At 71.9% G+C, this 14,540-nt stretch carries 14 protein-coding genes; 2 read left to right on the forward strand and 12 right to left on the reverse strand.

All coding sequences use genetic code 11. The features are described from left to right. Positions 1–58: 58 nt before the first annotated feature. The 12 genes from ACF073_RS33345 to ACF073_RS33400 form a co-directional block, all read right to left on the reverse strand. Positions 59–1,123, reverse strand: a complete 1,065-nt coding sequence (locus ACF073_RS33345) for a polyprenyl synthetase family protein (protein WP_392075266.1) — start codon at positions 1,121–1,123, stop codon at positions 59–61. Between the two features lie 68 nt (positions 1,124–1,191). Then, positions 1,192–2,622, reverse strand: a complete 1,431-nt coding sequence (hpnE, locus tag ACF073_RS33350) for a hydroxysqualene dehydroxylase HpnE (protein WP_392075179.1) — start codon at positions 2,620–2,622, stop codon at positions 1,192–1,194. Next, a complete protein-coding gene (locus ACF073_RS33355) occupies positions 2,619–2,747 on the reverse strand; it encodes a DUF6380 family protein (RefSeq protein ID WP_392075180.1) in 129 nt (42 codons plus the stop codon). Before ACF073_RS33355 ends, hpnE begins: the two co-directional genes overlap by 4 nt. Then, positions 2,747–3,709, reverse strand: a complete 963-nt coding sequence (hpnD, locus tag ACF073_RS33360) for a presqualene diphosphate synthase HpnD (RefSeq protein ID WP_392075181.1) — start codon at positions 3,707–3,709, stop codon at positions 2,747–2,749. Before hpnD ends, ACF073_RS33355 begins: the two co-directional genes overlap by 1 nt. Beyond that, positions 3,706–4,602 (reverse strand): squalene synthase HpnC, encoded by an 897-nt coding sequence (gene hpnC / locus ACF073_RS33365; protein WP_392075182.1) that lies wholly within the window; start codon positions 4,600–4,602, stop codon positions 3,706–3,708. The genes hpnD and hpnC overlap by 4 nt, the downstream gene beginning before the upstream one ends. A gap of 360 nt (positions 4,603–4,962) precedes the next feature. Next, on the reverse strand, positions 4,963–5,751 hold the full coding sequence (locus ACF073_RS33370; protein ID WP_392075183.1) for an ABC transporter ATP-binding protein: 789 nt from the start codon (positions 5,749–5,751) through the stop codon (positions 4,963–4,965). After that, on the reverse strand, positions 5,744–6,673 hold the full coding sequence (locus ACF073_RS33375) for an ABC transporter permease (protein WP_392075184.1): 930 nt from the start codon (positions 6,671–6,673) through the stop codon (positions 5,744–5,746). The genes ACF073_RS33370 and ACF073_RS33375 overlap by 8 nt, the downstream gene beginning before the upstream one ends. Positions 6,674–6,780: 107 nt before the next feature. Further along, positions 6,781–7,653, reverse strand: a complete 873-nt coding sequence (locus tag ACF073_RS33380; RefSeq protein WP_392075267.1) for a glycosyltransferase family 2 protein — start codon at positions 7,651–7,653, stop codon at positions 6,781–6,783. 8 nt (positions 7,654–7,661) lie between these two features. Then, positions 7,662–8,447, reverse strand: a complete 786-nt coding sequence (locus ACF073_RS33385) for a CDP-alcohol phosphatidyltransferase family protein (RefSeq protein ID WP_392075185.1) — start codon at positions 8,445–8,447, stop codon at positions 7,662–7,664. Beyond that, entirely contained in the window at positions 8,425–9,486 is a 1,062-nt protein-coding gene (locus ACF073_RS33390; protein ID WP_392075186.1) for an iron-containing alcohol dehydrogenase family protein, read from the reverse strand. Before ACF073_RS33390 ends, ACF073_RS33385 begins: the two co-directional genes overlap by 23 nt. Further along, the gene (locus ACF073_RS33395; protein ID WP_392075187.1) at positions 9,474–10,226 is read right to left on the reverse strand and encodes a sugar phosphate nucleotidyltransferase; all 753 of its coding nucleotides are present in this window, start codon (positions 10,224–10,226) and stop codon (positions 9,474–9,476) included. The genes ACF073_RS33390 and ACF073_RS33395 overlap by 13 nt, the downstream gene beginning before the upstream one ends. Then, positions 10,223–12,052: a DUF5941 domain-containing protein gene (locus tag ACF073_RS33400; RefSeq protein ID WP_392075188.1), complete on the reverse strand. Its 1,830-nt coding sequence runs from the start codon at positions 12,050–12,052 to the stop codon at positions 10,223–10,225. Before ACF073_RS33400 ends, ACF073_RS33395 begins: the two co-directional genes overlap by 4 nt. Before the next feature lie 266 nt (positions 12,053–12,318). Here ACF073_RS33400 and galE point away from each other — a divergent pair, with 266 nt between their 5' ends. After that, positions 12,319–13,290, forward strand: a complete 972-nt coding sequence (gene galE / locus ACF073_RS33405) for a UDP-glucose 4-epimerase GalE (protein WP_392075189.1) — start codon at positions 12,319–12,321, stop codon at positions 13,288–13,290. A gap of 143 nt (positions 13,291–13,433) precedes the next feature. Then, a complete protein-coding gene (locus tag ACF073_RS33410; RefSeq protein ID WP_392075190.1) occupies positions 13,434–14,369 on the forward strand; it encodes a cation diffusion facilitator family transporter in 936 nt (311 codons plus the stop codon). Positions 14,370–14,540 lie beyond the last annotated feature (171 nt).

A 14,540-nucleotide genomic window follows, 5' to 3' on the forward strand; every position in this document is an offset into this window, starting at 1 on the left:
CGCAGGCTCCCTGCGGCACCGGCCGGCGACTACGCGAGACGTGTTCGCCCGATAGTGATCATCTCTTTCGTACGACGACGAAGTCGGCGAGCGCCGTGAAGGAGTCCCGTACCCGCTCGGGCATGTCGACGGCGTCGAGGGCTTCGATGGCGATGGTGTGCTGACGGCGCGCTTCCTGGGCCGTCCACTCGCGGCCGCCCGACTCCTCGATGAGGGCGGCGCGGGCCGCGAACTCCTCCTCGGAGAAGTTCTCGAAGTCGCTGCTCTTGGCGTCGGCCGCGAGGATCTCGCCGAGGCGCTCCGAGGCGGGGCCGCCGGCCGCGAGCGCGGCCACCACCGGCAGGGACTTCTTGCGCTGGCGCAGATCGCTCCAGGTCTGCTTGCCGGTGGCGTCCGGGTCGCCCCAGATGCCGAGCAGGTCGTCCACGGCCTGGAAGGCGAGGCCGAGGTGGTAGCCGTACCGTTCCAGCGCGTCGGCGGTGGCGTCGTCCGCGCCGCCGAGGACCGCGCCGATGGAGGAGGCGCAGGCGAGCAGGGCGCCGGTCTTGTTGCCCTCCATCTCCAGGCACTCCTCGACGCTGACGCGGTCGCGGTGCTCGTAGGAGATGTCCTGGGCCTGGCCGTCGATCAGGGCCCGGGTGGCGGTGGTCAGACGGCGGGTGGCGCGGCCGGCCTCGACCGTGCCGAGCTCCAGCAGGACCTCGTTGGCGAGGGCGAACAGGGCGTCGCCGACCAGGATGGCCTGGGCGGGGCCGTGCACCTTCCAGACGGTGTCGCGGTGCCGGCGCTGCTCGTCGCCGTCCATCAGGTCGTCGTGCAGCAGCGAGAAGTTGTGCACGAGTTCGACGGCCACCGCGCCGGGGATGCCCGCCTCGGGTGCGGCGCCGGTGACCTCGGCGGAGAGCACGGCGAGCGCGGGACGCACCGCCTTGCCCCCGTCGCCGTCGGCGGGGTTGCCCGCGGCGTCGATCCAGCCGAAGTGGTAGGCGGCGACGGTGTCCATGGGAGGGGCGAGGCGGTCGACGGCCGCACGCAGCACCGGTGTGGCCAGGGTCCGGCCGCGCTCAAGGAGCGCGGTCACGTCTGCCGCGGCCCTCCGAGCGGGCGTCGCGGCCGTGGGCACAGTGGGCACAGTCTCTCCTCTGATCGCGGAACCGGGGGTGCGGGGGCCCGCCGCGTGCTGATCGGACATCAGGCCGCCTCCTCGAACGCGAAGAGGTGGCGGGGGCGGGGCCGGCCCAGGGCGTCGAGGGCGGCGCCGGCCGCGCTCACTCCACTGCGGACCGCACTCTCCATGGTCGCGGGCCACCCGGTGGCGGTCCACGCTCCGGCCAGGTACAGGCCGGGGGCCTTGGTGCGGGCGCCGGGCCGCAGCCGCCCGACGCCCGGGGTGGGGGCGAACGTCGCCGTGCGCTCCCGGGTCACGAAGAAGTCCTTCACCACGGCCGCGCGCGTGCCCGGGATCAGCCGTTCCAGCTCGGGCAGATAGCGCTCTCGGAGGTCGGCGACCGGCAGGTCGATCTCGTCCTGCGCGGCCGACTGGGACAGCGCCAGGTACTGCCCGGCGTCCAGGCCGGAGGCGTGAGTGCGGTCGAACACCCACTGCACGGGGGTGCCGACGGCCGCGAAGAAGGGCCGGGCGAGCACCTTGCGGTCGTAGACGACGTGGACGTTGAGGATCGGCGCGGTGCCGATCTCCAGCAGCCGCTCGGGCGCGTCGAGGGCGCCGGCCGGCAGCAGTTCGTGGGTCTCGCGCTGGGGCACGGCGAGGACGACGGCGTCCGCGGAGAGTGTCTCGCCGGGAACCTGAACGTTCCAGCCGCCGTTCTCGTTAAGAGAGACGGAGGTGACGCGTGTACGGACCTCGGTACGGACGCCCGCGGAGTCGAGCGCCTTGCGGGCCAGCCGGTCGTGCAGTTCGCCCAGCGGGACATGGGCCCAGCCGATGTCGGCCGCGCCCGGGTCGGACAGCAGACCGGTCTTGAACACCATCGCGGCGAGCCCCAGCGAGGCGTCGCCCGCGACCGCGTTGAGGGTGGCGACCCCGACCAGGTCCCACAGGGCCTCGATGGCACGGGCCGACTGGCCGTGCGCGGCCAGCCAGCCGCCGAAGTCCTGGGCGTCCAGGGCCGGATCGGCGAGGTCGAGCCCCTTCAGCGCGAGCGCGGCACGCCCGACGGCGGCGCGCTCGGCGAGCGAGAGGTGCGGATAGGCGGCCAGGCTGCGCCCCAGGTGGAGGGGGACGGGCAGCGGGTCGCGCCGCAGTCTGCCGAGCCGTCGTCCCTCGGGCTTGGCGACGTCGACGACGGGCACGTCCAGGCGGTCCTGCAGCGGTGCCAGCGCCGTGCCCTCGATCCGGTCGAGGAACCAGCGGTAGGCGGTACAGCAGCGCAGGTACACATGCTGACCGTTGTCGACGGTCAGGTCGCCGCGCTGGAAGGAGAAGGCGAGGCCGCCCAGCCTGGGTCTGCCTTCGAGCAGGGTGACCCGGACGCCCGCGTCGGCGAGGGCGAGCGCCGCGGTGACTCCGGCGAGGCCGCCGCCGACCACGACCGCACTGCGGCCTGCCGTCCGCGCGGTGCCGGGCGGGGGCTGTGCGGGGGGTGGTGAGCCGTCGCTCATCGTGCGTCCTTCCGTGCGTGCCGAGCGTGCTGGTTGAACGGTGCACGCCCGGCCGTCGCAGTCAGGGACGCCACGCCGCAGCGGAGGGTTGCCTGCGGTTCGCCGGCTGGTTCCGTGATGTCCATCAGGCACGCCTCCTGACGGAGCGCCGGGAGACATGGCGGCTCACGTGCCGGGTGTCGAGCCCGGACAGGCCGCGCACGGCGACGTAGGCCTTCTCGTGTCCGGGCAGCGAGACCCGGCCGCGCAGCACGGCCTCCGGGTCGCGCTCGATGCGGTCGAGCAGCCGGCGGTAGATGCCCGCCATCGCGGCCACGCAGGCGCCGCTGCGCCGGTCGAGCATGGGCAGCAGCCGGTAGCCCTCGGCGAACAGGGCGCGGGCGCGGCGCACTTCGAAGTGGACGAGGCCGGCGAAGTCGGAGCCCTCCGGCGGGGTCGGCCCGTGGAACCCGGCCGAGCAGCCGAATTTGGCGAGGTCGTCGGCGGGCAGATAGGTGCGGCCGCCGATCGCGTCCTCGCGGACGTCCCGGAGGATGTTGGTGAGCTGCAGCGCGAGCCCCAGGGTGTCGGCGTACTCGGCGGCGCGCTCGGCGCCGCGCGCTCCCGGTTCGGTGCCGAACACGCCGAGCGAGAGGCGGCCGATGGCACCCGCGACACACCGGCAGTAGACCTTCAGGTCGTCCCAGGTCTCGTAGGTCTCGCCGCGCACGTCCATCTGGACGCCGTCGATCAGCTCGTCCAGGCCGGCGAGCGGGACCGGGAAGGCCCGCGCGGCATGGCTGAGGGCGACGGCCACCGGGTCGGTGTCGTCCTCCTCCACCTCGCCCTCGTGGACCCGGGCGAGCAGCGCGCGGGTGTCTTCGAGCCGCGCCAGCTTGACCTCGTCGGCCAGGTCGCCGTCACCGATGTCGTCCACGCGCCGGGAGAACGCGTACAGCGCCGACATGGCGCGGCGCTTGGCCGTCGGCAGCAGCCGGATGCCGTAGGCGAAGTTCCGGGCCTGCTGCCCGGTGACGGCCTCGCAGTAGCTGTAGGCGGCGAGTACCGGTGCGGACACGTGCGGCGGAGTATCCACGGTCCGGATCACCCCTCTCCTCGCAGGATCACGCCCGCCTCGCGCAGCAACTGGACCTTGCCGGGTCTGGGCGGGCCGGGAAGTACGTCGTATTCGGCGGCGGCGATCGCCCTGATCGCCGCCCTTCCCCCCGCCACGAACCCCGCGAGCAGCAGCTTCAGCCTGCCGTGGACGCTACCCACCAGGGGGGCGCCTTCATTCAGCAGATCGCGGGCGCGTTGTGCTTCGTATGCAACCAGGGCGCGCACCGATGCGCCCGCGGTTTTCGCGGCCAGGTCCGTTTCCCGGACGTGGAAGCGCTTCATGTCCTCGGCGGGGAGGTAGATCCGGTCGTCGCCGAGGTCCTCGGCGACGTCCTGGAGGTGTTCCACGATCTGCAGGGCCGTGCAGATCGCGTCGGACAGCCGGATCCGTTCGGGGGTGGAGGTGCCGGTGACACCGAGGACGAGGCGGCCGACGGGGTTGGCGGACAGTTCGCAGTAGGCGAGGAGATCGTCGTAGGTCTCGTAGCGCGTGACGAGCTGGTCCTGGCGGTTGGCGGCGATCAGTCCGAGGAAGGGCTCGGGGGTGAGGGCGCGGCGGCGGACGGTGGGCTGCAGCCGGCGCAGCAGCGGATGGCCCGGGGTGCCGTCGAAGACACGCCGGAGGTCCGCTTCGAAGGCGTCGAGGAGGAGGAGCCGGTCGGCGGCCTCGGCGGGCGACACGCCGAGCGCCCGGGCGTCGGCTCCGCCGGGGGCGAGGTCGCCGTCGCCGATGTCGTCCACGAGGCGCGCGAAGCCGTAGACGGCCATGAGGTCGTCGCGCCAGGCTCCGGGCAGGAAGAAGGGGGCCACCGGGAAGTTCTCGTGCGCGGCCTTGTCCAGCGTGGCGCGTTCCAGGTCGGGCACCGTGCCGGTGCCGGTCATCGGGCGCTGCCCGGGGCGGGAACGGCACATGCTGCCCCGAGCAGGGGAGTTTCCGTAGCCATTGCCGTCACATCTCCCGTTCTACACTGCCGACCCAATACACACTATTTCGGACACGCCGCCCCGCAATGCGCGGAGACACCCCCACGGAGGGTGACGCGCATTATCGCCCCACTTGCCGGTTTCCGGCACCGGTACAGCTTACGTTGTACAACGCGGCGCCGACCGTCGGGGTGTCCTGCGCATCACAACAACACACCGATTGGCTCCAAGATTCCTAACGCCAGACCGAGTTGACGTTTCCTTTGCAGACACAGGGCCCCGCCGGAGGAATTCCGGCGGGGCCCTGGCCGAAACGGGTCACTTGCCCGTGAACTTCTCATACTCCTTGAGGACCTCGTCGGTGGGTCCGTCCATGCGCAGTTCACCGCGCTCCAGCCACAACACGCGGTTGCAGGTGTCGCGGATGGACTTGTTGTTGTGGCTGACGAGAAAGACCGTTCCCGCCTCTTTGCGCAGTTCCCGGATCCGTTCTTCGGAACGCTTCTGGAACTTGCGGTCACCGGTGGCCAGCGCCTCGTCGATCATGAGGACGTCGTGGTCCTTGGCGGCCGCGATGGAGAACCGGAGCCGGGCCGCCATACCGGAGGAGTACGTGCGCATCGGCAGCGTGATGAAATCGCCCTTCTCATTGATGCCCGAGAAGTCGACGATGTCCTGATAGCGCTCCTTGACCTGTTCCCGGGACATGCCCATGGCGAGCCCGCCCAGAATGACGTTCCGCTCCCCGGTGAGGTCGTTCATCAGGGCCGCGTTGACGCCCAGCAGGGACGGCTGGCCGTCGGTGTAGACCTTGCCCCGCTCCGCGGGCAGCAGGCCGGCGATGGCCCGCAGCAGGGTGGACTTGCCGGAGCCGTTGGAGCCGATGAGACCGATGGCCTCGCCGCGGTAGGCGACGAAGGAGACACCGCGCACGGCGTGCACCTTGCGCACCCCCCGCGCCGTGTCGTCGGAGCCCCGCCTGAGTATCCGGCTCAGGGCCGCCGTCGCGCTGCCCTTCCCGGTCTTGGCGCCGTTGACCCGGTAGACGATGTGCAGCTCGTCCGCGATGACCGTCGGACGCTGGTCCTGGATGTTGTCCTCAGCCACGGCCGTACCGCTCCTCAGCCTTCCAGAAGTACACGAAGCCGCCGACGAAGACGACCACTGCCCAGAACAGGGCGATGGCCCAGACATGCGGCGGCAGGTTCGCCGAGCCGTAGCCGTCGATCAGGGCGAACCGCATCAGGTCCATGTAGACCGCGGCCGGATTGACCTGGAGCACCCGGGCGACCCACTCGGAGCGGCCCTCCAGCATGTGGTTGATCGAGAACATGACGCCGGAGGTGTACATCCAGGTCCGCAGGATGAACGGCATGAGCTGCGCCATGTCCGGCGTCTTGGCGCCCATGCGGGCCACGATCAGCGCGAGCCCGGTGTTGAACAGGAACTGGAGCGCCAGCACCGGCACGATCAGCAGCCAGGACGGGCCCGGGTAGCTGCCGAAGCCGATCGCCACGACGAACATCACGATCATCGAGAACAGGAGCTGCTGGAGCTGCTGGAGCGAGAAGGACACCGGCAGGGAGGCGCGCGGGAAGTGCAGGGCGCGCACCAGGCCCAGGTTGCCGGAGATCGCGCGGACGCCCGACATGACCGAACTCTGCGTGAAGGTGAACACGAACACACCGGTCACCAGGAACGGGATGTACACGTCCTGGGACATGCCGCGGCTGGCCTTCAGGATCATCCCGAAGATGAAGAAGTACACGGCCGCGTTCAGCAGCGGGGTGGCCACCTGCCAGAGCTGGCCGAGCTTGGCCTGGCTGTACTGGGCGGTCAGCTTCGCCTGGGAGAAGGCGAGGATGAAGTGGCGGCGCCCCCACAGCTGCCGGATGTACTCCACGAGCGAGGGGCGGGCGCCGCTCACGGAGAGCCCGTACTTGGCGGCGAGCTCGGCCGCCGTCAGGCCCGCGTCGGGCGACGGGGCCGCGGTCACCGCGACCGTACCGTCGTGCGTGGTCTCACTCACAGGTGGGAAACTTTCGTCTTCGGGTGCGTCTGCCGCGTGTCCGCCCTCGTCGGCGAACACGCGTTCATGAGCTGTTCGAGAGTAGCGACCTCTCAGGGTCGAGCTTGTCAGATGACCGGGGGACGGCCCAGTCGGGTGAGTCGCCACACCGTACGCCAGCGCATCGGACGGCGGGCACCGCACGGCGTGGCCCAGCCCTCCCGGAAGCCGCCGAACCAGGCCCGCAGGGCCGGCCGCGAGGGGCGGCGGACCAGGGTGAGCAGCAGCCAGACCCCGAGGTAGACCGGGACCAGCGCGGCGGGGAGGTTGCGGCGGGCGAGCCAGACGCGGTTGCGGGCGACCATGCGGTGGTACACCGCGTGCCGCGAGGGGGCGGTCGTCGGGTGGTAGAGCACCATGTCGGACCGGTAGTCGATCATCCAGCCGGCATCGAGGGCCCGCCAGGCCAGGTCGGTCTCCTCGTGCGCGTAGAAGAACTCGTCCGGGAGCCCGCCGACCTCCGCGAAGACGCGGGTGCGGACGGCGTTGGCGCCGCCGAGGAAGGTGGTGACCCGGGAGGAGCGCATCGGGTCGGAGGCGCGCAGCCGGGGCACGTGCCGGCGCTGGGTCTCGCCGGTCTCGGGGTCGGCGATGCGGAAGCTGATGATGCCGAGCTCCGGGTCGGCCTCGAACGCCGTACGGCACAGTTCGGCGGTGTCGTGCCGGGCGAGCAGGCCGTCGTCGTCGAGGAAGAGCAATATGTCGACGTCGCGGCCACCGGGGCCGAAGGCCTCTATGCCGACGTTGCGCCCGCCGGGGATGCCCAGGTTCTCCGGCAGTTCCTTGATCCGCACCCCGTCGGGCACGTCCGGGACGGGCGAGCCGTTGCCGACGACGACCACCTCGACCGGGTCGCCGTCCTGCTTGGCGACCGAGTCGAGCAGAGCCCGCAGCTCCTCGGGCCGGTTGCCCATGGTGATGATGACCGCGCCGACCTTCATGGGCGTGCTCACTTCAGCCTGCTGGAGGCGAGGATGGACACCAGGTGCAGCAGGGTCTGCAGCATCGCGATACCGGCGAGTACGGCCGTACCGAGGCGGGTGAAGAACAGGTCGCCGCGGGCCTGGTCCAGGATCGCGAGGAGCACGATGAGCAGCGAGGCCTCGATGCCGAGGATCAGCCGGTGGAACTTCAGGGCCGCGGCGGCCCGGCGGGCCAGCGCCATCTTGGCGGAGCGCGGCTCGGCGACGCCGGCGGCGTCCTGCACCGGCGGCATGCCGGCCTGGTGCCGGGCGACGCCGACCAGGTCGGTCTCGGCCTTGATCAGGATGGCGCCGAGCGCGGCGAGGGTCCCGAGGAAGGCCCACAGCCAGTCGATACGGCCGCTGCCCCACAGGTCGGCGGCGCGCAGGCCGAGGCCGACCAGGACGGCCGCGTCGGTCAGGTAGGCGCCGACGCGGTCCAGGTAGACCCCGCCGAGGGAGTACTGCTTCTTCCAGCGGGCGATCTCGCCGTCGACGCAGTCCAGCAGCAGGTACAGCTGGGTGGCGACCACGCCGAGCAGGGCGCCCGTGATCCCCGGCACCAGCAGGGCCGGGGCGGCGAGCACGCCGCAGACGGTCATCAGGTACGTGAGCTGGTTGGGCGTGACCCTGGTGTTCACCAGGTAGCGGTCGACGCGCAGGGACACCTCACGCATGTAGAGGCGTCCCGCCCAGTGCTCACCGCTGCGCCGGTCCTTCACCCCCGCGGGGTGGACGACCGGACGGAGTTCAGCTACCGATGGCCTTGACATAGTCGGCGTAGGTGTCCTTGATCTGGTTCGTCTTGAGGTCGAGGTGTTCGAGGATCGTGTAGCGGCCGGGGCGCGTCTCGGGGGCGAACTCCACCGCGCGGACGAACTCGTCCACCGTGAAGCCGATCTCCTCCGGCAGCACCGGAAGCCCGTGCCGGCGCAGCACCTCGGCCATGTACGCCGACTCCTCGTGGGCGCCGCGCAGGTACATCGCGAAGGCGGCGCCGAGGCCGCACTGCTCGCCGTGGGCGGCGGCCCGCTTGGGGTAGAGCAGGTCGAAAGCGTGGTTGATCTCGTGGCAGGCGCCGGAGGACGGGCGTGAGTCGCCCGACACCGACATGGCGATACCGGTGAGGACCAGCGCCTCGGCCAGCACCTGGAGGAAGCCGTCGTCGCCGACTCCGCCGGGGTGCCTGAGCACCGCCTCGCCGGCCTGCCTGGCCATGGCGGCGGCCAGGCCGTCCACCTTCTCGCCCTTGACCCGGTTGGCCAGCTCCCAGTCCGCGACCGCGGAGATGTTGGAGATGGCGTCGCCGATGCCGGAACGGACGAACCGGACGGGCGCCTCGCGGATCACGTTGAGGTCGATGACCACCGCGATCGGGTTCGGCACGCCGTAGGAGCCGCGGCCCGCGTCGTTGTCGAGGGTCGCGACCGGCGAGCACAGGCCGTCGTGCGCGAGGTTGGTGGCGACGGCGACCAGCGGCAGGCCGACCCGGGCCGCCGCGAACTTGGCGCAGTCGATGATCTTTCCGCCGCCGAGGCCGACGACCGCGTCGTAGCGGCCTGCCTTTATGGCGCCGGCCAGCCGCACCGCGTCGTCGAGGGTGCCGCCGCCGACCTCGTACCAGCTGGCGCCGGGCAGCGAGGAGGCGATCCGCTCGCGCAGCCGGGCCCCGGATCCGCCGCTGACGGCGATGGCCAGCCGGCCCGAGGTCGAGATGCGCTCGTCGGCGAGGACGGCGGCGAGGTCGTCGAGGGCACCCGGGCGGATGTCCACGACGACCGGCGAGGGGATGAGCCGGGTCAGTACTGGCACGCGATCTCCCGTCCGCGGGCAAGGTCGTCGTGGTTGTCGATCTCGACCCACTCGACGTCGCCGATCGGGGCCACGTCGATGCGGAAGCCGCGGTTGACCAGCTCCTGGTAGCCGTGCTCGTAGAACTGCTGCGGGTCGGTCTCCCAGACCGTCTTCAGCGCGTCGGCCAGCTCGGGCGCGGCATCGCCCTCGATCAGGGTGACGCCGATGTACTCGCCGGTGGCCTCGGCGGGCTCCATCAGCTTGGTGATCCTCGTCATGCCCTTCTCGGGGTCGACGACGACCTTCATCTCCTCGTCGGCCAGGTTCTTCACCGTGTCCAGGGCGAGGATGATCCGCTTGCCGTCGCCGCGGGCGGCGAGCAGCGTCTTCTCGACGGAGACCGGGTGGACGGTGTCGCCGTTGGCGAGGATCACGCCGTCCTTGAGGGCGTCACGGCCGCACCACAGGGAGTAGGCGTTGTTCCACTCCTCGGCCTTGTCGTTGTCGATGAGGGTGAGCTTGAGGCCGTACTTCTGCTCCAGGGCCGCCTTGCGCTCGTACACGGCCTCCTTGCGGTAGCCGACGATGATCGCGACCTCGGTCAGCCCGATCTCGGCGAAGTTGCCGAGGGTGAGGTCGAGCACCGTGATCGAGTCCTCTATGCCCGCGGGCCCCACCGGCACCAGCGCCTTGGGCAGGCTGTCGGTGTAGGGGCGCAGACGCCGTCCGGCGCCGGCCGCCAGCACGAGGCCGATCATGCGGGTTCTCCTTCATCGTGTACGGCGGGCGCCCCAGCGGACACCCAGAAGCGGATGCTCTCGACGAGCACCACCAGGGCGACGGCCACGGCGAGAACCGTGAGCGCGACCTTGAACTGCGCGGCGGTGAGCAGCACGGCCAGGACGGTGACGAGCAGCGTGCGCCCCTCGTGACCCCCGATCGCGCGCACCAGCCAGGCCGGCGGCGCTCCGGCGTTGCCGCGGATGCGGTACACCGTGTCGTAGTGATGGTAGGCGACGGCGGCCACCAGGCCGAAAGCTGCGGGAAGGGTCCCGTTCACCCCGGATTCGGCCGCGAGGATCAGCACGGTGCCGTATTCGGCGGCCCGGAAGAACGGCGGGACCAGCCAGTCGAGGGCGCCCTTGAGGGGGTGGTCGACGGCTTCGGCCGCCAGGACGACGTAAAGGCCGGCGGCGGCGACGGTCTGCCAGCTCGCCCCCCACACCCCGGCCACGACCACGAGGAGCGCGCCGCCGAAGCCGGCGCTGAGCGGCGCCAGGGCGTGAGCCTTGACCCGCAGGCCCCGGCCGAGCAGTTCGGCGAGCGGACCGGAGTCGGCGAGGTCGGCGAGCGCCTGCGCGGCCCGGTCGGTGCGCCGCGCCTTGCGGGTCAGGGACCGCAGTACCCGGCCCGCCGTGGTGTACGTCGCGGCGAAGGCGCAGCCGATGAGCAGGACGGTGAAGGTGATCCGCGGGGTGGTGGCCGCCGTGAGGACCGCGATCAGCGCCCAGCGCTCGCCGATCGGCAGCACGATCATGCGGCGCAGCCAGACCGTCCAGCCGACGCTGTCGAGCTTGTCGGAGAGGGTGGCCGTGGGGCTGGTGTTGGCGGTGGCGTCGTGGTTGGCCTCGTTGAAGGAGAAGTCGACCACGTGCCGGCAGGTCTGCAGGATCATCGCGCCGAGGGCGAGGGCCCATACGTCGTCGCCGCCGCGGGCGGCGCCGAGGGCGAGTCCCGCGTAGTAGGCGTACTCCTTGGCCCGGTCGAAGGTGGCGTCGAGCCAGGCGCCGAGGGTGGAGTACTTCAGGGCGTACCGGGCGAGCTGGCCGTCGGTGCAGTCCAGGACGAAGGAGGCGATCAGCAGGACGCCGGCCGCGACGAAGCCGCCGCGGGTGCCGGTCGCCGCGCAGCCGGCCGCGATGAGCGCGGTCAGCAGCGAGGCCGTGGTCACCTGGTTCGGGGTCAGCCCGCGGCGGGCGCACCAGCGTGCGATGTAGCGCGAGTACGGGCTGATGAAGTAGGTGGTGAAGAAGCCGTCCCGGGACTTCACGGCCGACTTCAGGCGTATGGCCTCGTCATCGACGGCGGCGACGGCCTGCCGGGCCTCGTTGCGGGCCTGCGGGTCGGCCGGCACGACGGCGACCAGGCTGCCTAGCTCGGGCCGGTGCACCGCCTCGCCGTCGGCGTCGAGGGCCGTGACAACACGGTCGGCGAGGCTGTCCACGGCGACCGCGGGGGCGCCGCCCGCCTCACGCGCACCGTCGGCCGCCGCGGCGTCGCCCGCCGAGGTCTCGCGGGCCACGGCCCGGGTGAGGGCCTGCCGGGCGGCCGGCTGGGCGGTGACGGCGCCGGGGACGGCGGCGAGCGGGAAGCGCGGGTCGGTCAGCCCGAGGCGCAGCGCGTGCGGGTGCCCGACGAACCGGGCGTCGACCAGGGCCACGCGCCGGCCGGCCGGTACGGCCGCGAGCAGGGTCTCCGACTCGGCGGCGTCGGCGGCCACGCGCACGTCGAAGCCGAGGGACCGCAGATCGTTCTCCAGTGACGATCCGGGGACCGGCTGACCGGTGACGATGGCCGTCGACAACCGAACTCACTCCCTGGGTGCCGACGCGCCAGGCGCCGGTCTTCTGCGTGATGGGGCGCCCCTGCCTGCGGCACCCGGGCGGCATGTCGGCAGAGGCTATCCGATGGGCCGGGATCCGTGTTCACCGGCCGTTCACGGTCCGGCCCACAGGGGCTGACCCGGCCTTTGCCGCGATCATCATCGGGGATCCGGGGCCCGGCCCACAAACCCGTGGCGCAGACCCGGGCAACCGGGACACCGGGCCGCTCGGCATAGGGTGGGCGACCATGACGTGGCTGATCACCGGCGGAGCCGGATACATCGGGGCGCATGTGGCGCGGGCCATGACGAGCGCCGGGGAGAGCGTCGTGGCGCTGGACGATCTGTCGGCCGCCGTGCCGGCGCGGCTGCCGGCGGAGGTTCCGCTCGTGCGGGGCTCGACGCTGGACGGGCCGCTGCTGAAGCGGGTCTTCGCCGAGCACGGCGTGACGGGTGTGATCCATCTCGCCGCGCGCAAGCAGGTCGGGGAGTCGGTGGCGCAGCCCACCCGCTACTACCGGGAGAACGTGGGCGGCCTGGCCACCCTGCTGGACGCGGTCGCGGAGGCGGGCATCGGCCGGCTGCTGTTCTCCTCGTCGGCGGCGGTGTACGGCAACCCGGACGTGTCCCTCATCACGGAGGACACCCCGTGCGCCCCGGTGAACCCCTACGGCGAGACCAAGCTGGCCGGCGAGTGGCTGGTCCGGGCGGCCGGGCGGGCGCACGGAATCTCCACGGTGTGCCTGCGGTATTTCAACGTGGCGGGCGCGGCGGCGCCCGAGCTGGCGGACACCGGTGTGTTCAACATCGTGCCGATGGTCTTCGACCGGCTCACCCGGGACGAGGCCCCGCGGATCTTCGGCGACGACTATCCGACGCCGGACGGCACCTGCGTCCGTGACTACATCCATGTCGCCGATCTCGCCGAGGCCCACCTGGCGGCGGCGCGGCGGCTCGCCGGCGGGGATCTCACCGGCGATCTGACGCTGAACATCGGCCGGGGCGAGGGGGTCTCGGTGCGCGAGCTGATCTCGGTCATCGGGGAGGTCACCGGGGACCGCAGGGCGCCGCTGGTGGAGGGGCGCCGCCCCGGGGACGCGCCCCGCGCGGTGGCCTCGGCCGAGCGGGCCGCCGAGACCCTGGGCTGGCGGGCCCGGCGCGGGGTGCGAGAGATGGTCGAGTCGGCCTGGGCGGGCTGGCGCCAGCACCGCGGCGCGTGAGCCGGCAGCCCCTGGCAGCGCCCTGACCTGCGGAACGTTTCCGCAGGTCAGGGCACATGACAACGGTGTTCAGTGCCGCGTTGCCAGATACCCCCCACCCGTAGTTCACTGGCTTCCGGACAGGCACACGGGAGGCGGTAGTCATGGGGGCAGGGCACGACCACGGGCATGCGCACGCGCCGGCCACGGGTACGGCCGCGGCCGCGTACCGGGGCCGGCTGCGGATCGCGCTGGGCATCACGCTCACGATCATGGTCGTCGAGATCATCGGCGGGCTGCTCGCGGACTCGCTCGCGCTGATCGCGGACGCGGCGCACATGGCGACCGACGGGGTGGGCCTCGGCATGGCGCTGCTCGCCGTCCACTTCGCCAACCTCCCGCCGAGCACCAACCGCACCTTCGGCTACGCACGCGCCGAGATCCTCGCGGCCCTGGCCAACTGCGTGCTGCTGCTCGGCGTCGGCGGATACGTCCTGTACGAGGCGGTCCAGCGGTTCGTCGAGCCCGCGCAGACCCGGGGCGGTCTGATGATCGTGTTCGGTCTGATCGGCCTGGCCGCGAACTCCGTCTCGCTGGTGCTGCTGATGCACGGGCAGAAGGAGAGCCTGAACGTGCGCGGCGCCTTCCTCGAAGTGGCGGCGGACGCGCTGGGCTCGGTGGCGGTGCTGATCTCGGCCGCGGTGATCCTGCTCACCGGCTGGCAGACGGCGGACCCCATCGCCTCGCTGGTCATCGGCCTGATGATCGTGCCGCGGACGGTGAAGCTGCTGCGCGAGACGCTGGACGTGCTGCTGGAGGCGGCGCCCAAGGGCGTCGACATGGCGGAGGTCCGGGCCCACATCCTGGCGCTCGACGGCGTGGAGGACGTCCACGACCTGCACGCCTGGACCATCACCTCGGGCATGCCGGTGCTGTCGGCGCACGTGGTCGTCAGCACCGAGGTGCTGAGCGCCATCGGGCACGAGAAGATGCTGCACGAACTGCAGGGCTGCATCGGCCACCACTTCGACGTGGAGCACTGCACCTTCCAGCTGGAGCCGGGCGGCCACGCGGAGCACGAGGCGCGTCTGTGCCACTGACCGCGCGTACGCACTGCTGTTCGACGTACCCCCGGGCGGTTCCCGGCGGCGGGCACCGGGCACGATGATCTACCGGGTCCGCCTCCCGGTGGCCGCGCCGCGCGCGGACACGCTGACGTGCCGGGAGTGCCGGATTCGTACGGCAGACTTGGGGTGCGAAGACCGAGGCGA

The organism is Streptomyces sp. NPDC015171 (assembly GCF_043079545.1).
Lineage (GTDB): Bacteria > Actinomycetota > Actinomycetes > Streptomycetales > Streptomycetaceae > Streptomyces.